Annotated in this window: 14 protein-coding genes and 1 riboswitch; of the genes, 8 read left to right on the top strand and 6 right to left on the bottom strand. The window is 74.1% G+C overall.

Annotated elements, in window-relative coordinates; translation table 11 throughout:
• The 3 genes from AB0H28_RS29680 to AB0H28_RS29670 form a co-directional block, all read right to left on the bottom strand.
• Nucleotides 1-1,451 (bottom strand): HAD-IIIA family hydrolase (locus tag AB0H28_RS29680; RefSeq protein WP_358047331.1); only part of this gene is annotated, 1,451 nt, incomplete at its 3' end.
• Nucleotides 1,451-2,461, bottom strand: a complete 1,011-nt coding sequence (locus tag AB0H28_RS29675; protein ID WP_358047328.1) for a glycosyltransferase — start codon at nt 2,459-2,461, stop codon at nt 1,451-1,453. The genes AB0H28_RS29675 and AB0H28_RS29680, both read right to left, overlap by 1 nt.
• A complete protein-coding gene (locus AB0H28_RS29670) occupies nt 2,458-4,110 on the bottom strand; it encodes a carbamoyltransferase C-terminal domain-containing protein (protein WP_358047325.1) in 1,653 nt (550 codons plus the stop codon). Before AB0H28_RS29670 ends, AB0H28_RS29675 begins: the two co-directional genes overlap by 4 nt.
• A 200-nt stretch (nt 4,111-4,310) precedes the next feature.
• On the opposite strand from AB0H28_RS29670, the gene AB0H28_RS29665 reads away from it, so the two are divergent.
• Together AB0H28_RS29665 and AB0H28_RS29660 are read left to right on the top strand one after the other, a co-directional pair.
• Nucleotides 4,311-4,748 carry an Rrf2 family transcriptional regulator gene (locus AB0H28_RS29665; RefSeq protein ID WP_358047322.1) on the top strand — a complete coding sequence of 146 codons (438 nt, stop codon included), beginning with the start codon at nt 4,311-4,313 and terminating at the stop codon, nt 4,746-4,748.
• On the top strand, nt 4,748-5,380 hold the full coding sequence (locus tag AB0H28_RS29660) for a methyltransferase domain-containing protein (protein ID WP_358047319.1): 633 nt from the start codon (nt 4,748-4,750) through the stop codon (nt 5,378-5,380). The genes AB0H28_RS29665 and AB0H28_RS29660 overlap by 1 nt, the downstream gene beginning before the upstream one ends.
• Before the next feature lie 41 nt (nt 5,381-5,421).
• Here the strand turns inward: AB0H28_RS29660 and AB0H28_RS29655 are convergent, their stop codons facing one another.
• A complete protein-coding gene (locus AB0H28_RS29655) occupies nt 5,422-6,678 on the bottom strand; it encodes a hypothetical protein (RefSeq protein WP_358047316.1) in 1,257 nt (418 codons plus the stop codon).
• A gap of 262 nt (nt 6,679-6,940) precedes the next feature.
• On the opposite strand from AB0H28_RS29655, the gene AB0H28_RS29650 reads away from it, so the two are divergent.
• Both AB0H28_RS29650 and AB0H28_RS29645 read left to right on the top strand, forming a co-directional pair.
• Nucleotides 6,941-9,082 (top strand): DNA topoisomerase IV subunit B, encoded by a 2,142-nt coding sequence (locus tag AB0H28_RS29650; RefSeq protein ID WP_358047337.1) that lies wholly within the window; start codon nt 6,941-6,943, stop codon nt 9,080-9,082.
• Nucleotides 9,083-9,114: 32 nt separating this feature from the next.
• The gene (locus AB0H28_RS29645; protein ID WP_358047313.1) at nt 9,115-11,604 is read left to right on the top strand and encodes a DNA topoisomerase (ATP-hydrolyzing); all 2,490 of its coding nucleotides are present in this window, start codon (nt 9,115-9,117) and stop codon (nt 11,602-11,604) included.
• A gap of 112 nt (nt 11,605-11,716) precedes the next feature.
• On the opposite strand, the gene AB0H28_RS29640 is transcribed toward AB0H28_RS29645, so the two are convergent.
• A complete protein-coding gene (locus AB0H28_RS29640; protein ID WP_358047334.1) occupies nt 11,717-12,325 on the bottom strand; it encodes an alpha-ketoglutarate-dependent dioxygenase AlkB in 609 nt (202 codons plus the stop codon).
• Between the two features lie 55 nt (nt 12,326-12,380).
• Nucleotides 12,381-13,706 carry a polysaccharide pyruvyl transferase family protein gene (locus AB0H28_RS29635; RefSeq protein WP_358047310.1) on the bottom strand — a complete coding sequence of 442 codons (1,326 nt, stop codon included), beginning with the start codon at nt 13,704-13,706 and terminating at the stop codon, nt 12,381-12,383.
• Nucleotides 13,707-13,857: 151 nt separating this feature from the next.
• Between AB0H28_RS29635 and AB0H28_RS29630 the strand changes: the two genes are divergently transcribed.
• The 4 genes from AB0H28_RS29630 (at nt 13,858) to AB0H28_RS29615 (ending at nt 18,013) form a co-directional block, all read left to right on the top strand.
• Nucleotides 13,858-15,027: an acyltransferase gene (locus AB0H28_RS29630; RefSeq protein WP_358047307.1), complete on the top strand. Its 1,170-nt coding sequence runs from the start codon at nt 13,858-13,860 to the stop codon at nt 15,025-15,027.
• Nucleotides 15,028-15,168: 141 nt separating this feature from the next.
• A complete protein-coding gene (locus AB0H28_RS29625) occupies nt 15,169-15,543 on the top strand; it encodes a hypothetical protein (protein ID WP_358047304.1) in 375 nt (124 codons plus the stop codon).
• 196 nt (nt 15,544-15,739) lie between these two features.
• Nucleotides 15,740-16,498 carry a hypothetical protein gene (locus AB0H28_RS29620; RefSeq protein ID WP_358047301.1) on the top strand — a complete coding sequence of 253 codons (759 nt, stop codon included), beginning with the start codon at nt 15,740-15,742 and terminating at the stop codon, nt 16,496-16,498.
• 307 nt (nt 16,499-16,805) lie between these two features.
• Nucleotides 16,806-16,946, top strand: a riboswitch (cyclic di-AMP (ydaO/yuaA leader).
• Nucleotides 16,947-17,155: 209 nt separating this feature from the next.
• Nucleotides 17,156-18,013: a C39 family peptidase gene (locus tag AB0H28_RS29615; RefSeq protein ID WP_358047298.1), complete on the top strand. Its 858-nt coding sequence runs from the start codon at nt 17,156-17,158 to the stop codon at nt 18,011-18,013.
• The last annotated feature ends 244 nt before the right edge of the window (nt 18,014-18,257 follow it).

Genomic DNA, 18,257 nt, shown 5'->3' with positions numbered 1-18,257 from the left:
CAGGGCGCGGCGGCGTCGCCGAGGCGGACCGTCGGCACCCGGTAGGGCCCCCACTGGCCGAACGGCACGGTCGGCGCGAACAGGCTCACCACCGGGGTGCCGACCGCGGCGGCCAGGTGCGCCGGGCCGGTGTTGCCCACCACCAGGCACCGGGCGCCGGCCAGCAGCCGGGCCAGCCCGGCGAGGTCCGTCGTACCGCCCAGGTCCACGCCACCGGCCACGGCCACCTCGGCGGTCAGTTCCCGTTCGCCCGGCCCGCCGGTCACCAGCACCCGCCGCCCGTCGGCGGCCAGCGCGGCCACGATCCGTGCCCAGCGCCGGGGCGGGCAGGCGCGCGCCGGCACCGACGCGCCGGGATGCACCACGACGTGGTCCCCGCCGGGCGGTCGCGGTCCCGGCCCGGTCCGCACCCGCAGCGCGGGTTCGTCGTGCTCGGGCAGGCCGAAGCCGGCGGCGGCGGCCAACGACAGGGCGCGTTCGGGTTCGGGCACGCCGGCCGGCACCCGGTGGCGGACGTCGAGGAGGCTGCCGGGGTAGTCGTCGCTGATCGCGCTGACCCGCCGCACCCCGGCCATCCGCAGCAGCAGGGCCAGCGGCAGGGCGGACTGGTGGAAGGACGTGAAGACGACCGCCTCGTCGGCGCGTACCGCCGCGAGCCGGCCGGTCAACCGCCGCATGTCGTCCGGGTCCACCGGCGCGGGGGAGCCGTCGATCCAGGGCAGCGGCCACTCGACGACCTCGTCGACGCCGGGCAGCAACTCGGCGGCGGCCCGGCCGCGCGGCCCGCACAGCAGCACCACCCGGTCCGCGCCGGCCGCGACCGCCCGGATGCCCGGCCCGGTCACCAGCACGTCCCCGGCGGAGTCGCTGCGGACCACGAGCACGGTGCCGGCCCGGGTGGTGCGCGGCGTCACCGGCCGGACCGCCCGGGCGCGTCGTAGGATCTCGTCCACCGCGCCGGGCAGGCCGGCGGCCACGGCCGGCGCGGCGGCCACCTCCTCCGGCCGGGTGACCGCAGTCGGCACCAGGACACCGGTGGCGCCGGCGGCCAGCGCGGCGGTCATGTCCCGGCCGATGTCACCGACCAGCACGCACCGGCTCGCGGTGGTGCCGAGCGCCCGGGCGGCGGCGTGCACCAGACCGGGCGCGGGCTTGCGGCAGCCGCAGCCGTCGCCGTCGTCGTGCGGGCAGACGGCCCAGTGGTCGAACGGCCCGAGCAACTCCTCGATCCGGGCGTGCACGGCCCGCATCTGCGTGCCGGTGAACAGACCCCGGGCCAGGCCGGACTGGTTGGTCACCACGGCCAGCCGCAGCCCGGCGGCACGCAGCCGGTCCAACGCCTCCCGGGCGCCCGGCAGCGGACGCACCTTCTCCGGATCGCCGTTGTACGGCACGTCCTCCACCAGCGTGCCGTCGCGGTCCAGCAGCACCGCGTCGTAGAGGCCGGACATCAGCGGCCGTCCCCGGCCGCGACGGCGCGGGCGCGCCACCAGCCGCGTACCCAGTGGACCGTCGCCAGCGGCGGGATGAGCACGCTGGTGGCCAGCATGGTGACGACCTCGTCCGGGGTGCGCGGACCGGGCGCGATCCGGGCCCGGGCGAACTCGGCGGTCCCGGCCGCCCAGCCGAGCGCGGCCAGCCCGCCGACGACGCCGAGCGCCCGCGGCCGGCGGCCGGCGGCGCGGGTCGCCGCGGCGGCCAGCGCCACCGCGGCGGCGGCGGTGACCGCGGCGTGTCGGGGCCGCCGTCCCGGCGGCAGGTCCAGCTCGGTGCGCCACCGGGGGCCGTAGCGGCGGCGCAGCAGCGCGTCGTCGGCGTTGCCGCGCTGGGTGCGCAGGCTGACCCAGCGGCTCTCCGGGCGCACCGGGTGGGTCACCCGCCGCGAGCCGCGCACCAGCTCCCAGCCGGCGCGCCGGACCCGGTGGGCCAGCTCGGCGTCCTCCCGGTAGGCGCGCGGGAAACGCTCGTCGAACCCACCGACCGCGGCGAGCGCGGCCCGGCGGTACGCCATGTCCGCGGTGATCCACCGGCTCTCGGCGAGCCCGGCGGTGCCGCGTTCCCAGTCGGTGGGTCGCCGATGCGCCGGCAGTGGCACGTCCACCACGCCCTGCACGCCGCCGACCCGGCCGGCCACGGCCAGGTCGGCGCGCAACCGGACCAGCCAGTCCGGGGCCGGCACCACGTCGTCGTCGAGGAAGACCACCCACTCGCCCCGGGCCGCGCGCCAGCCCAGGTTGCGGGCCGCCGCCGGGCCCGCGCCGCGCCCGGTCAGCACCTTCGTGTACGCGGTCAGCGCCCCCGGCACGGCCAGCTCACCGGCGTCGCGCCGCCGGTCGTCGACGAGCAGCAGCTCCACGTCGGCCGTCCCGTCGCCGGCCGGTCCGCCGAGCTGGCCGGCAAGCGCGTCCAGCAGCGCGACCAGGCTGGGCCGGCCCAGCGTGGGCACCACCAGGCTGATCACCGGGCACCGCCCAGTGCCCGGCGGTGCACCGCGAACGGGCCCAGCGCGAGCAGGTCCACCGGCGCGGAACCGAACAGCTCCATCGCCTCGCGCGGCGTGTCCACCATGGGCCGTCCGGCGGTGTTGAGCGACGTGTTCACCACCACCGGCAACCCGGTGCGCCGCTCGAACTCGGCGAGCAGCTCGGCCACCAGCGGCTCGGTCCCCGGGTGCACGGTCTGCACCCGGGCCGTGCCGTCGACGTGGGTGACCGCCGGGATGCGGTCCCGCCAGCCCGGCTTCACCCGGTGCACGAACAGCATGTACGGGCTCGGGTACACCCCCTCGAACACGTCCGGGAAGCGTTCCGCGCGCACCATCGGGGCGATCGGGCGGAACTGCTCGCGGCCCTTCACGTCGTTCATCCGGCGGGTGGTGTCCCGGTCGCCGGGGTGGGCGAGCAGCGACCGGTGGCCCAGCGCCCGCGGGCCGTACTCGCTGCGTCCCTGGTACCAGGCGACGATGCCGTTGTCGGCGAGCACCCGGGCCGCCTCGGCGGCGATCGACTCCGGTCGGGTGTACGGCAGCGCCGCGCGCCGCAGCTCCGCCTCCAACTCCTCGTCCGACCAGCCCCGACCGAGGTCCACCCCGGTCATCGGGGCCGACCGGTCGCCCAGTTCACCGGCGACGTGCAGGGCCGCGCCGAGCGCCGTGCCGGCGTCGCCGGCCGCCGGCTGCACCCACACGTCGCGGTACGGCCCCTCGGCGGCGATCCGGGCGTTCGCCACGCAGTTCAGCGCCACCCCGCCGGCCATCGCCAGCGTGCGGGCGCCGCCTGCGGCGTCGTACAGCCAGCGGGCCAGGTCGAGCACGACCTCCTCCAGCCGCCGCTGCACGCTGGCGGCCAGGTCGGCGTGCGCCGCACCCAGCTCCGCGCCCGCCTCGACCCGCTTGGCCAGGCTCGACCAGTCGATCCGCTCCACCCGGAAACCGCCGTCGTCGGTGACCCGGACCAGTTCCCGCAGCGTGTCCAGGTGCTTCGGCGAGCCGTAGGAGGCGAGCGCCATCACCTTGTACTCGTCGCTGGAGTGCAGGAAACCCAGGTGCCGGGTCAGGTCCTCGTAGAGCAGGCCGAGGGAGTGCGGCAGCTCCTGCGAACGCAGCGGGGACAACCGCCCGCCCCGGTAGACGCCGGCCAGGTGGCTGGCCACCTCGCCCCGACCGTCGAGCACCAGCACCGCGGTGTCGTCGCCGGCCGGCGGCGCCGCCAGCCCGGCGGACGCGGCGTGCGCCACGTGGTGCGGCACGAACCGCACCCGCTCCGGGTCGAGCCCGGGCAGCGCGGCGGCGAGGAACTGCGGCGCCCGTCGCGCGTAGTCGACCCGTAGCCCGTCCCACGGGTCGGCGAGGCCCAACTCGGCCGGGTCGCGGCACAGGCCGGGATCGAAGGAGTACGCGACGGCGTCGAGCCGGTCGACGTCGATGCCGGCCTCGGCCAGGCACCACGCGGCGGACAGCTCGGGCAGCTCCCAGGCGGAGAACGGCACCGGCCGCTTGCCGTGCTTGCGGCGGCTGAAGCGTTCCTCTTCGGCGGCGGCCACCACCCGGCCGTCGACCACCAGGGCGGCGGCCGGGTCGTGGAAGATCGCGTTGATGCCCAGCACGTGCATGGCTGGATCCCTACCCTCGCGATCCGCGCCTAACCTGGAGATCGTCGACTTCTCCGGGCCGGGCGGCTCCGGCGTGGAGGGTTCGGCCCCTGGTCAACACCTCGACGCGGAAACCGGGCCGGTGAACTCCTGTTTTTCCGGCGCGGGGGCGGGCCGATCCGCGCGTGACGCGGTCGGGACGGAGTGGCTAGGGTCGGTGCGTGAGGCTCAACCGGTCGACCGACATGGCGCTGCGGATCGCCATGCTGACCGCCGCGTCACCGACCCGGGCCACCGTGGACGAGCTCGCCACCGGGCTCGCGCTGCCCCGCAGTCACGTCGCCAAGGTGGTGCAGCGGCTGCAACGGATCGGCGTCCTGGTGACCATCCGGGGTCGCTCCGGCGGGGTGGCCTTCGCCGAGCACGCCGGTGACCTCACCGTCGGGCGGGTGGTCCGCGCCTTCGAGGGCGACGGCGAGGTGGTGAACTGCAACGAACCGGCCTGCCCGCTGGTCGCCGGGTGCCGGCTGCGCGGGGAGCTGCGCCGCGCGCAGGCCGCCTTCCTCGCCGTGCTCGACGAGGTGCGCCTCGGCGACCTGGTCGACGGGGCCGCCGGTCCGCTCCTGCTCACCCTCCGCGCCGCGCCGGCCGGTCACTGATGGCGGTCTCCCATCCGGTCTTCGCCCGGCTCTTCGCCCGCGCCAGCGTCGCGATGGACCGGGCCGGTGCCGCCGCGCACCGCCGCCGCCTGGTGGCCGGGCTGCGTGGCCGGGTGGTCGAGGTCGGCGCCGGCAACGGGCGCAACCTGGCGCACTACCCGCCCGGGGTGACCCGGGTGCTGGCCGTCGAGCCGGAACGACGCCTGCGTGCCCTGGCCCGCGCCGCCGCCCCTGGCGCCCCGGTGCCGGTGACCGTCGCCGCCGGGCTGGCCGAGGCGCTGCCGGTCGCCGACGGCGCCGCCGACGCGGTGGTGCTGTCCCTCGTGCTCTGCTCGGTGCCGGACCAGGCGGTGGCGTTGCGGGAGGCGCGCCGGGTGCTGCGGCCCGGCGGCGAACTGCGCTTCTACGAGCACGTGGTGGCCGCGACGCCGGGCCTGCGCCGGGCCCAACGCCTCGCCGACGCCACGCTGTGGCCGCTGCTGTGCGCCGGCTGCCACACCGCTCGGGACACGGTGGGGGCGATCCGGGACGCCGGCTTCACGGTGACCGGGCTGGACCGGTTCCGCTTCCCGCCGACCGGCCTCCCCGCGCCGGCCTCGCCGCACGTGCTCGGCACCGCGACCCGGGCCTGACCCGGCCGGCGCCCCGCGACGCGGGACGCCGGCCGTCGCGCTCAGCTCACGCTCACCGTGCCGTCCGGCGCACGGACACAGGAGACGGTACGGGCGCCGGTCGCCGCCGCCCCGGCCAGGCACCGGCCGAGCACCTTGTGCCCGGCGGCGTTCGGGTGCCACGACTCCTGGCAGGTCTGGAAGTAGGTGCCGCAGGTGTTCGCGATCCGCTGGATGTCGATCTTGTCCTTGCCGGAGAGGCTGGTGACGAAGACGCCGCTCGGGCCGTCCATCAACCGGATCGGGGTGGCCAGGGCGTTGCCCGGGCTGCCGGTCGACTCGCAGAGCCGGGCCCCGTCGAACGCGCGCTGCACGTTCAGGTAGACCAGGTCGTCGGTCGGGAACTCGGCGGCGAGCGTGCCGCGCACGGAGCTGACCAGGGAGCCGAGCCCCTGCGAGAAGCGCTGCCCGGGCGCCAGGCTGGCCCGGTGGATCGGGCAGCCGGCCGCGTACCGCTCGGCGCCCAGGGCGCGGAACTTGTCCCGGTTGTCGTCCCGGCCGTCCTCGCTCCAGTAGCTCTGGTTCAGCTCGTACGGCAGCGGGTTTGTGTAGTCCTGGAACACCACCCGGTGCTGGCCGTCCGCGTCGATCTCGTCGAGCGTGGTGAGGAGCTGCCGCAGCGCGGCGGTGGTCTCCGCGGTGGCGGCGCTGAACTGCGCGGCGGTGCCCAGGTCGGCGTCCGTGCACGGCTTCTGCTCCACCGGCCCGCCCAGGTAGGCCCAGAACTCCCACCAGCCGGTCCAGGCGTCGGCGATGAACCGGTTGGCGCACTTCTCCGCCACGCTGCCGAAGGTGAACGAGCTGTTGTTCGAGCCGAGCCCCACCAGCACCAGGTCGATGTCGTGGGTGCGGGCCACCGCCCGGAGCTGGTCGAGCTGGGCGGCCACCTGCCGTCCCTTCGCCCGGGTGGCCGAGGCGCTGGCGATGTCGTACGGCTGCCCGCCCGAGCAGGCCAGGTTGAACCGCGCGGAGATACCCGGCAGGTCGGCCTGGAACAGCGAGGCGTTCGGTGAGCGGTGGCAGAAGTAGGCGTTGGCGTTCGCGGCGGACCAGCCGGGGAAGCCCTGGGTCACCCCGTTGACGTCCACCACCGGCGCGTACGCCCCGGCACCCTCGCCGCTGATGAAGCTGTCCCCCAGCGCGACCGCTGCGGTGGGCAGCGCGGCGGTGGCCGGCCGGGCGGGCGCCACGGCGGCCGGCAGCGCCACCGCGGCGAGCGCGAGCGCCGCCGCGAGCGCGGAACGACGGAACACGGACATGCCCGACCTCCCAGACATCGAAATGTGAAAGATTCTTCAGGGGGGCGATCAGATCACGCGCGTGTGACGGACGTCAATGGTCCGACATCCGCGAGCGGCGTCGCCGGCCGGCGCGGGGAAGACATCCGGTGTGCCGGTCGTTGTGCCGCCCGGACGCCCGCCCACCGCGCCCGGCCGCCGTCGGCGCACGCCGGCCGGTGGGTCGATCGCGCAACGCACCGCCCCGGTGCCGCCGACCTGTCGGGGCGCCCGGCTAGGCTCGCTGCGGCGCGCCGCGCCCGGCGATCGCCGCGGGGCAGCACACGGTGAACGGCACCACACCGCCGAGACCTGGGAGTACGACCAGTTGACCGCACAGCCTGAGACGCTCTACGGGGCCGACGACCTGACCCACCTGGAGGGCCTCGACGCCGTCCGGAAGCGCCCCGGCATGTACATCGGCTCGACCGACAGCCGTGGCGTGGGTCACCTCGTCAACGAGATCCTCGACAACTCCACCGACGAGGGCGTCGCCGGTCACGCCACCACCGTCGACGTGTTCCTGCACGCCGACGGCTCGGTGCAGGTCGACGACGACGGCCGGGGCATCCCGACGGACGTGCACGCCAAGTCCGGCATCTCCGGCGTCGAGCTGGTGCTCACCCGGCTGCACGCCGGTGGCAAGTTCGGCGGCTCGGGCTACAAGACCTCCGGCGGCCTGCACGGCGTGGGCGCCTCGGCGGTCAACGCCCTCTCCCGCCGCTTCGACGTCACCGTCCGCCGCGGCGGCAAGGTCCACGCCATGTCGTTCCGCCACGGCGTGCCCGGGGTCTTCGACGGCGACGGCCCGGACGCGCCGTTCACCCCCGGCCCCGGCCTCCAGATCGTCGGGGCGATGAAGCGCGGCCAGCGCACCGGCACCTCGATCCGCTGGTGGCACGATCCCCGCTACTTCGAGACCGGGGCCGCGCTCGACACCGACGCGGTCCGGCTCAAGCTGCGCAACACCGCCTTCCTCGTTCCCGGCGTGGCCTACCGGCTGCGCGACGAGACCGCCGAGCAGCCCGTCGACGAGCGTTTCCACTTCCCCGACGGCCTGACCGACATGGTGGAGTTCCTCGCCCCGGCCGGCGACCGACCGGTCTCCGGCACGCTGCTGGTCACCGGCGAGGGCACCTACCGCGAGAACGCCGCCGACGCCAACGGCGTCATGCAGTCCAACGTGCAGCGCCGCGCCGAGGTGGAGATCGCGTTCCGCTGGGGCACCGGCTACGACCGCACCGTCGAGTGCTTCACCAACACCATCCGCAACGCCCACGGCGGCACCCACCGCAAGGGCTTCGAGCGGGCCCTGGCCCGCACCCTGGCCGAGGCCGCCCGCAACGCCCGCGGCCTGCTCAAGCCCAAGGAGGACGCGCCCACCCTGGACGACGTCCTGGAGGGCATGACCGCGGTGGTGCACGTGCGCATCCCGGAGCCGCAGTTCACCTCGCAGACCAAGGACGAGCTCTCCACCGCCGGCATCACCAAGGTGCTCCAGGGGCTGGTCGAGGCGCACCTCAGGAGCTGGCTGGACGACCGTCGCACCAAGGCCGAGGCCCGCACGGTGCTCCAGAAGATCGTCGACGCGGCCCGGGTCCGGCTCACCCAGAAGCAGCAGAAGGACGCCGCCCGCCGCAAGACCGCGCTGGAGGGCGCGGCCATGCCGGCCAAGCTGGTCGACTGCCGCGCGTCGGGCATCGAAAGAAGTGAATTGTTTATCGTGGAGGGGGACAGCGCCCTCGGGACAGGGCGACTTGCCCGATCCGCCGAATATCAGGCGCTTCTTCCGATCCGCGGCAAGATCCTCAACGTGCAGAAGGCCAGTCTCCAGCAGGTGCTGGACAATGCCGAGTGCGCGGCGATCGTGCAGGTGCTGGGCGCCGGCTCCGGGCGCACCTTCGACCTGTCCACCCTGCGCTACGGCCGGGTGCTGATCATGGCCGACGCGGACGTCGACGGCGCGCACATCCGGACGCTGCTGATCACGCTCTTCGCCCGCTACATGCGGCCGTTGATCGAGGCCGGCCGGCTCTACGCGGCGATGCCACCCCTGCACAAGATCACCACGAGGGGCCGTCACCCGCAGACCGTCTACACCTACACCCAGGCCGAGATGGAGGCGACGGTCCGCAAGCTGGAGAAGGCCGGTAAGCAGATCGTCACGCCGATCCCGCGTTTCAAGGGCCTCGGCGAGATGGATGCCGACGAGCTGTGGGAGACCACCATGAATCCGGCCACCCGGGCGGTCCGCCGGATCACGCTCGACGACGTCGAGGCCGCCGAGCGTGTCCTCGAACTGCTCATGGGCGAGAAGGTCGAGCCCCGCCGCAACTGGCTCATCGACTCCGCCGACCGCGTCGACCGCGACGCCATCGACGCCTGACCACCGCGTTCGTTTCGGAAGGAAGCTGCACCATGGCACGCCGCAAGGACGACCGCGCCAAGGCGGATCTCTCCGCCTTCGACCAGGCCGGCGCCCGGGTCTTCGACAACCCGCTGGTCACCGAGGTTTCCGACTCCTACCTGGAATACGCGTTCTCGGTCATCCACTCCCGCGCCCTGCCGGACGCCCGGGACGGGCTCAAGCCGGTGCACCGGCGCATCCTCTGGTCGATGTACGAGCAAGGCCACCGCCCCGACCGGGGGCACGTCAAGAGCGCCCGTATCGTCGGCGACACGATGGGCAAGTACCACCCGCACGGCGACACCGCGATCTACGACGCCATGGTGCGGCTGGCGCAGGACTTCTCCCTCAATGCCCCGCTCATCGACGGGCACGGCAACTTCGGGTCACCGGACGACGGTCCGGCCGCCGCGCGCTACACCGAGGCCCGGATGTCGCGGGAGGCGATGCTGCTCGTCGGAGAGCTGGGCGAGGACACCGTCGACGTCGAGCCCAACTACGACGGCTCGCTGACCCAGCCCACCGTGCTGCCGGCGGCGTTCCCGAACCTGCTCGTCAACGGCGCGTCCGGCATCGCCGTCGGCATGGCGACGAACATGATCCCGCACAACCTCGGCGAGGTGGTGCAGGCCGCCCGGTGGCTGATCAACCACCCGGACGCCCCGCTGGACAAGCTCATGGAGTTCGTCCCCGGCCCGGACCTGCCCACCGGCGGGCTGCTGCTCGGTTTGGACGAGGTGCGCCGGGCGTACGAGACCGGGCGCGGCGTGGTGCGGATGCGGGCCCGGGTGCAGACCGGCCCGCTGGAGGGCAGCCGCGGCCGGCAGGCCATCACCGTCACCGAGCTGCCCTACGGCGTCGGCGCGGAGAAGGTCATCGCCGCCATCACCAACGAGGTCAACAAGACCAAGCGGCTGACCGGCATCGCCGACGTCAAGGACCTCACCGACCGGGAGAACGGCACCCGCCTGGTCATCGAGTGCAAGGTCGGGGTCAACCCGCAGGCGTTGCTGGCCGACCTCTACCGGCTCACCCCGCTGGAGCAGTCGTTCGGCGTCAACAACCTGGTCCTGGTCGACGGCCAGCCGCAGACCCTCGGCCTGAAGGAGTTGCTGGAGGTCTTCCTCGCCCACCGCTACGAGGTGGTCACCCGGCGCAGCACCTACCGCAGGCGCCGACGCGAGGAGCGGCTGCACCTGGTCGACGGTCTGCTGATCGCCCTGCTCGACATCGACCGGGTGGTCCGGCTGATCCGGGCCAGCGAGGACGCCCAGGCCGCCAAGGACGGCCTGATGCAGAGGTTCAAGCTCTCCGAGATCCAGGCCACCTACATCCTGGACACCCCGCTGCGTCGCCTTACCAAGTACGACCGGCTGGAGCTGGAGGCCGAGCAGGAGAAGCTGCGCGGCGAGATCGCCGAGCTGTCGAAGATCCTCGACGACCCGAAGGTGCTGCGGAAGCTGGTCTCCGACGAGCTGGCCGCGGTGGTGAAGCAGTTCGCCACCGAGCGGCGCACCACGCTCGTCGACGGCGACCTGAAGGAGGTCCTCGCCGCATCGGTGCCGGCGGGGCCGCTGGAGGTCGCCGACGACCCGTGCCAGGTGATCCTCTCCGCGACCGGGTTGGTGGCGCGGACCGCGGCCGAGTCGGAGGAGGCCGCCGAGGCGCGGCGGCGCAGCGGCCGGGTCAAGCACGACGCGGTACGCGCCGTGGTGCACTCCACGGCCCGGGGTCGGGTGCTGCTGGTGACCAGCGCCGGCCGGGCGTTCAAGATCGACGTGTTGCCGTTGCCGGTGTTGCCGGAGCAGTCCGGCACGGTGTCGCTGCGCGGTGGCATGTCGGCGGCCGAGCTGGTGCCGCTGGAGCAGGGGGAGACGGTGGTCGGGCTCGCGCCGCTGGGTGCGTCCGCCGACGGCTCGCCCGGCCTGGCGCTCGGCACCCGGCAGGGTGTGGTGAAGGTGTGCGCGCCGGACTGGCCGGTCCGCTCGGACGAGTTCGAAGTGATTTCGTTGCGGGACGGCGACGAGGTGGTCGGCGCGTCCTGGCTGACCGACGGCGCCGAGACGTTGGCGTTCGTCTCCTCGGAGGCGTCGCTGCTGCGCTTCGCGGCGTCCCTGGTCCGGCCGCAGGGCGTCAAGGGCGGCGGGATGGCCGGCATCAGCCTGCCCGCCGGGGCGCGGGTGGTGTTCTTCGGCGCGGTCCGGGCCGACGACGCCCAGCACGGTGAGCAGATGGTGGTGACGTCGACCGGCGCCACGGTCAAGGTGACGCCGTTCAAGGCGTACCCGGCGAAGGGGCGGGCGACCGGCGGCGTGCGCGCGCAGCGGCTGCTCAAGGGCGAGACGGACCTGTCGGTGGCCTGGATCGGCCCACGCCCGGTGGGCGCGACGGCCACCGGCGACCCGGTGGAGCTGCCCCCGGCCGACCCGCGCCGCGACGGCTCCGGCTTCGCCGTCATGCTCGGCCCCGCCGTGGTAGGCCACCACATCGACCGCAACTGACCCACCCCACCCACCCCCCCACCTCCGGGCGCTGATTGACGGAAAGAGGGGCCATCCCGCCCCGAATGGCCCCTCTTTCCGTGAATCATCGGGTGAGGGGGTGGGGGGGCGGTCAGGACACTCCGGCGGGGCGGAACTGGACGCTGACCCGGGGGCCGACCGGCCGGCTGGTCTTCGGCACAGCATGTTCCCAGGTGCGCTGGCAGGAGCCGCCCATCACCACCAGGTCGCCGTGGCCGAGCAGGAAACGCAGGCTGGGGCCGCCGCCGCGCGGGCGCAGCAGCAACGCGCGAGGGGAGCCGAACGAGACGATGGCGACAAGGGTGTCGGTGTGCGCGGAGCGGCCCTGGGTGTCGCCGTGCCAGGCGACGCTGTCGCGGCCGTGGCGGTAGAGGCACAGGCCGGCGGTGACGAACGGCTCACCCAGCTCGGGCGCGTAGTGCCGGGTGAGCGCGTCGCGGGCGGCGGTGAGCACCGGATGCGGCAGCTCCCGGCCGGCGGCATACCAGCAGAGCAGCCGGGGCACGTCGACCTCGGTGTCGAACATGGTGCGGCGCTCGGCCCGCCAGGGCACGTCGTGCCGCAGCGTGTCGAGCACCGCGTCGGAGCCCCGGACCCAGCCCGGCAGGTGGTCGACCCAGGCGCCCCGGCTCAGCTCGTGCCGCCCGGTCGGCCCGGTGAGCGGGCCCAGGGTCGGGCCCTGCTCGGCCAGGTCGAGCATCGAGGGCTGGTACGCGATGTCCGGCACGCCCACGATCGTACAGGCGTACGATCGATCAGCGCCGCAGCAGCCGGCGGACCGGGTCCGGGACGGCCTGCCTGATCCGCTCGCGCAGCCCCTGGGTGCGCAGCGTGCGGACGGTGTCGGCGAGTTTGAGGTTCTCGTCGCGGAGCCGCTGGATCCGGGTCACCAGTTCGGCGGGCGGGGTGGCGGCGGCGGGCCGGACACCGGGAGGGAACTCCGTCTCGCGGACCCGCCGGTCGAACGCCGCCGCGCTGTCGCCGTCGGCGAACGACGTGCCGAGGTCGTGCTTGGCCAGGAACGTGGTGATCGTGGCGAAGCGCTCCTTGTGACCGGCGTTCAGCGCAGTGTAGTCGGCCTCCGCGTAGAGGTCGGCGGCGTCGACGTCGGCCGGCACGTCCCGCATGATCCGGTGCGGGATGTCGAAGTAGCGGGCCAGTTCCAGGGTGCGCGAGTCGTGCGCGAAGAGGTAGCCGGGGGTGCCGGCGATCAGCGCCGTGATGGTGCCGTGGATGCGGGTGCCGAAGTTGAAGTCGAAGCCGGACAGGTGCGACATCCAGGTCCACGGGTCGACGAACATCCGCACCTTGTCCTCGACGAAGAGCGGGTGCGAGGTGTGCAGCGGCATCTCGCTGCTCTTGCCCCGGTGCTCGGGCGCGTCGCCGTAGAGCAGCGTGCCGAGGGTCCGCAGGTCCTGCGGGATGTAGCACAGGTTCGGGTAGCGCTCCCGGTGCTGGCGGACCACCTGCGCCATCGAGGCGACGTAGGGGGAGATGGTCAGCGCGATCCGGGCGTCGGCGGTCAACTCGGACCGGGTCTTCTCCAGCCGGAAGTTGTCGCCGTGCAGGAACATCGACGGGCAGCCGATCTGCTCCACCGCAGAGAAGCCGAGGGTACGCAGGTAGCTCTCGGTGATCTCGCCGCGTACCCCGATGCTGTGCGAGCGGTCGAGCACCGCCCGGCAGAACGCGGTGACCGCGTCGTCGATCGGGCGCAGGTACTCCCGGTCGCCGTCGACGTTCGTCTGCACACCGACGCCGAGGACCACCACCGGGATCTTGAGCCGTTCGATCAGGCGGGTGAGCGGTTCGAGTCGGTGGACGAAGCTGCGGCGGAAGGCGTTGGCCAGCGGGACGACGAAGACGTCGTGGCGCTCGTTGATCTCGTCGGCGTCGCGCGGGTCGGCGGGTTTGCGGGTCGCGGTGATCTCCGCCGTGGAGGTGGCCAGCAGCTTGTGCGCGGCGTGGCTGAACACCAGGTTGCCGGTGTTGTCGCTGATCCAGTTGCGGCCGAAGGTCTCCTCCGGCGTCAGCACGTCGAACGGGCCCTTGCGGGCGCGCAGGAGGATCCTCTGGTGCATTCGGCTGCTCACCTTCCGGTACGGGCCCGGCGGGCGCCAGCGGGGCACCCACGGGTGCGGGAACGGAAATCCTATCCGCCCGCCCGCCGGTGACCGTCCGGACGCCGCCGTGCGGGAACCGGCCGCCTACCACCGGAGTAGGGTGCCCGGGATGACCAGTGCCCCGACCACCACCCGCGCGCCGCGGCTGCCGTCGCTGACCGGGCTGCGGTGGATCGCCGCCCTGCTGGTCTTCGGTTTCCACGCCGGCACCATGCGGATCATCGCCGAGCCGCAGTGGAAGGCGGTGGTGGACAAGGCGTTCAGCCTCGGCCTCTCCGGGGTCGAGTTCTTCTTCGTCCTCAGCGGGTTCGTGCTGGTCTGGTCGTACCGGGACGGCGAGCGCGCGCGGACGTTCCTGCGCCGCCGGTTCGCCAAGATCTACCCGAATCACCTGGTGACGTTCGTGGCGGCGCTGGCCGTGGCGGCCTGGTTCGCCGACCCGATCCTGCCGTGGGCCGCGATCGGCAACCTGTTCCTGGTCCAGGCGTGGATCCCGCTCAACGGCTACTTCTACAGCGTCAACAACGTGAGCTGGTCGCTCTCCTGCGAGCTGGCCTTCTATCTGTGCCTGCCGCTGGTGGTGCCGTGGCTGCGCCGGGCCGGCACCGGCTGGCTGCGGGTGGCGCTGGTCGCCGCGCCGCTGCTGATCCTGGCGCTCTGGCCCGGTCAGCACCTGGTGCCCGAGGACCAGCGGTGGTGGTTCACCCAGATCTTCCCGGTCACCCGGTCCTTCGAGTTCTGGATGGGCGCCGCCGCGGCCGAGCTGATGCGCCGCCAGCGCTGGCGTGGCCCCAACCTCCCCGCGGCCAGCCTGCTCTTCGTCGCCACCTGGGTGATCGCCGCACTGTGGATCCGGGCCGAACTGTGGGCGGCGCTGCTCGCCGTGGCGTACCTGCTGGTCATCGCCGCCGCGGCGGACGCCGACGTGCGGGGCCGGCGGACCCCCTGGCGATCCCGTCCGATGGTCTGGCTCGGCGAGGTCTCGTTCGCGTTCTATCTGGTCCACGTGCTGGTCATGGTGACCGTCCTGCGGCTCACCGGCGACTGGGGCACCGGGTTGCCGGGCTGGCGGGGTCCGGTCGCGGTGCTCGGTTTCCTGCTGCTCACCCTGGCGCTCGCCGCCGCCCTGCACCGCTGGGTGGAGGTGCCGATGATGCGCCGCCTCGGCCCGTCCCGCCGCCGGGCGCCGGCCGCCGCGCCGGGTGTGCCGGCGCCGAGGTCGGCCGCCGACGACACCTCCCGCCCGATCGAGTACGCCGGGCGGCGCCGACCGGACTGAGCGGCCCGACCGGCTCCCTGGTGTTCCCGCCCGGTGGCGTCCTTACCCGCCGGCGTCTCTACCGGTGGCGTTCCTGCCCGGCGGTGTCGCGACACGCCCGGCGACGGTGCGGCACTGTGGAATCGGCGGTAATTTGTACCCGTGCTTCCGATCGCGCTCACCTGTCCCGTGTGGTGGGTGGCGCGCTGGGCGGCACGGATGCTGGCCAGCCTGGCCGTGGTGGTCGCCTTCTCGCTCGGCACCGCCACGCTGCCGGCGGGTGTGGCCGCACCGGCGTCGGGTGGCCCGGCCGCCGGCCTGACGGTCCGCGCCGCCGTCGGCACGCCGACCGTCCCGCGACCGGAGCGCGACGACTCCCCCGCCGCCCGGCAACGCGACCTCACCCGGCAGAGCGACCCGGCCGGCGTCGCGGAACCGCCGCTGGCGGGCGCCGCCGTCGCGCCGACCGGTCCGTTCCCGATCCCGGCCGGGCAATCGGCGGCACCGGCCGGCCCGCGGGCCCCGCCCGCCCGCTGACCGGTCACGGGCCCCGCCCGCCCCTGGTCCGCCACGGCCCCACCCGTCCGCTGACCACCACGGGCGCGGCCGGCCCGCATCCACCCGAACCTCACCCCGCACCCGCCCCTCGGTGGTCCGGCGCCGCCCGAGCGCGACCCCGCGCCGACCGGCCGGTGCGGATCCTCCCGCCATCGTCTCCCGTGAGGTGCCGACCATGTCGCAGACCGTTCTCCTCAACTTCCTCACCGCGGTTCCCGAGGCCGCCGCCATCTGGTCGGTCCTGACCGTGCTCGCCCTCGTCCTGCTCGCCGTGCTGGTCGCCCGTCCCGAACGCGACGGTGAGACCGAGGTCGAGCCGGTCGACGCCGAAGCCGTTCACCGCGCCGACCTGACCCGCTACGCCGCCGAGGTGGCGGTGGCCGCCGCCGGCGCGGCGCAGACCGCCCGCCGCCGCCGCGAGCAGTGGCTGACCGCGCGGAGCGAGGCGGACACGGCCTGGACCGCGTACGACGAGGCGGACACGGCGGCCCGACGTCTGGCCGGTGCCGGCGCGTTGCCCGCGCCGCGCACCCCACGCACCCCGACCGAGTACGCGGCCCGGGAACGCTGGCTGCACCACGCCGCCATGGCCGCGCACTGGCGGGGCGACCTGACCGCCCGCCAACTCGCCGACGTGCTGGCCCACCGCAACGGGTGGGATCCGCGTCGCCACCCGGCCGAGCAGGAGATCACGCTGGCCCGCACGGTCCGGGACGGGCGCCGTGCCGGCTGGGAGGTGGCCGCCGAACGGGAGCGTCTGGCCTGGCAGGACGCCGAACGGGCCGCCGAGTCGGCCCGGACGCTCGCCGCCGAGGCGTTTGCGGCTGCGGTGGCGTTGCGGCCCGTTCCGGCGCCCCGGCCCCCGGCGGTGACCCGCGTACCGGCCCCGGCGTCCGCGTCCGGTGCCCGCTGGCGGCCGGCCCGGGTGGGCTGAGCGGGCCACCTCTGCCGAATCGTTACCGAGTGTGGTGAGGCCGCTCACCTGCGCCCTCCGGCCCGCGGTCGCCCGAACGCATGACCGGTCCGGTGCCTGGTGCCCGTTTCCCCGCCGGCCGGATGTCCCTCTTTCCGCCCGCCGGCGCCCGTCGCAGCCCCTTGTCCCATTGAGGGAAGTGAGTGACAGGCTGTTCCAAATCCGTAGTCGGCAGTTGTGTTTACGCAGGTGGTGCCGCTTGGCAGGGCCTGTACCCACCGGTAGTGTCGGCGCGTCCGGTGCGGTTTCCGATCGCCGATGGCGACGCCGCGCCGACCCGCCTAATCGTGCACACACGAACCGGGGACCCACAGCAACACCGGGGTGAATCCGCGAGCCACGGCCGCGGTAGGGCGTACTTCCCGCCCGAATCCGTCAGCTAACCCGGTCGGCGGCCACGGAAGGAGTTCCATCCTCGTGACCACCAGCCCCCGATCGTCCCCCTGCCTCCACGGCCTCCGGGTGCCGACGCTCGCCTGACCGGCGACGCCCACCCGACCCCCTGCCTCGCCCGGCCGTCCGGGCGTGGCTTCCCGCGGCCCTGCCGTCCACCAGCGCGCGTGAGTGCCTCCGCGCGCCGGGCCGGCGCGTGCCGCTCACCCCCCGTGGAGGAACACCGTGCAGCCTTACCTGAAGCGTCAACTGCGGCGCCTCGTGACCGAACGTCCGTACCAGATCATCGCCGGTTCGGCAGCCGCCCTCGTGCTGGCCGGCGGCACCGGCGCCGCCCTCACCACCGCCGACGAGGCCCCGGTCCGGCAGGAGAACACCGCCTCGGTGGCCGACCTCGGTGGCCGTCTCGGCGACACTGCCGGCCGCAGCGAGGCCCGGATCACCGTCCCGTCGCCGAGCGCGTCGCCGAGCGCGTCGCCGAGCGCATCGCCGAGCGCGTCGCCCAGCGCCAGCGCCGCACCGACGGCGAAGACCGCCGACCCGGACACCACCACCCGCAAGGCCAAGCCGAAGCCGCCGTCGACCAAAGTGCTCGACTACGACTACCAGGCGCAGACCACCTACTACTACTGCGGGCCGGCCGCGGTGCGCAACGCGCTCAGCGCCAACGGCATCGAGCGCAGCCAGGACACCCTGGCCGTCGCGCTCGGCACCACCGAGATGGGCACCAACTCCGCCGAGGACACCACCCGGGTGCTCAACCAGCAGGTCAAGGGCGACCCGTACCGGACGCGAATGATTCCCGGCGCGGCCACCCGCGGGCAGATCGACCAGCTCCAGGCCGACGTCGTCCGGGCGGTCAACGACGGGCGGGCGGTCGTCTCGAACGTCGCCGGTGATGCCACCGACACCAACGGCGGCTGGCACTCGTTCCCGGGCGGCCACTACATCGCCGTGGTCGGCTACCAGAACGACGGCCGGACCGTGCGGATCGCCGACTCGGCCGACCCGTCGCTGCCGTCGTACTGGGTGACCACGATCGACCTGGCGAACTGGATGGCCACGCGCGGCTACTCCGCCTGACCTCCCTTCCCGGTACGCGCGTCGAAGGCCGGCACCCTTTCCGGGTGCCGGCCTTCGGCGTGTCTGCTTACTTGTTCCAGTGCTGGTGGACGAGGTCTGCCGCCTGCTGCTCCCACTGGGCGTAGGCGTCGGGGTAGGCGGAGACCTGGACGGTCTGCGCGGCGTCGGTCAGGGGCATGTCCTGCCAGCCGTCGACCTGCGTGAGGCCCTTGAGGAAGGCGAGGGTGGAGTGTTCGGGGTCGGT

Origin of the sequence: Micromonospora sp. NPDC050980 (assembly GCF_040653835.1) — a bacterium.
Taxonomy (GTDB): Bacteria; Actinomycetota; Actinomycetes; order Mycobacteriales; family Micromonosporaceae; genus Micromonospora.
This window is presented reverse-complemented; position numbering and strand designations above follow the sequence as displayed.

Bases quoted from the DNA above. Each gene is read 5' to 3' on its own strand.
- AB0H28_RS29670 (WP_358047325.1), bottom strand. From the start codon at position 4,110: ATGCACGTGCTGGGCATCAACGCGATCTTCCACGACCCGGCCGCCGCC.
- AB0H28_RS29660 (WP_358047319.1), top strand. From the start codon at position 4,748: ATGGCGGTCTCCCATCCGGTCTTCGCCCGGCTCTTCGCCCGCGCCAGC.
- AB0H28_RS29655 (WP_358047316.1), bottom strand. From the start codon at position 6,678: ATGTCCGTGTTCCGTCGTTCCGCGCTCGCGGCGGCGCTCGCGCTCGCC.
- AB0H28_RS29645 (WP_358047313.1), top strand. From the start codon at position 9,115: ATGGCACGCCGCAAGGACGACCGCGCCAAGGCGGATCTCTCCGCCTTC.
- AB0H28_RS29640 (WP_358047334.1), bottom strand. From the start codon at position 12,325: ATGCTCGACCTGGCCGAGCAGGGCCCGACCCTGGGCCCGCTCACCGGG.
- AB0H28_RS29635 (WP_358047310.1), bottom strand. From the start codon at position 13,706: ATGCACCAGAGGATCCTCCTGCGCGCCCGCAAGGGCCCGTTCGACGTG.
- AB0H28_RS29630 (WP_358047307.1), top strand. From the start codon at position 13,858: ATGACCAGTGCCCCGACCACCACCCGCGCGCCGCGGCTGCCGTCGCTG.
- AB0H28_RS29620 (WP_358047301.1), top strand. From the start codon at position 15,740: ATGTCGCAGACCGTTCTCCTCAACTTCCTCACCGCGGTTCCCGAGGCC.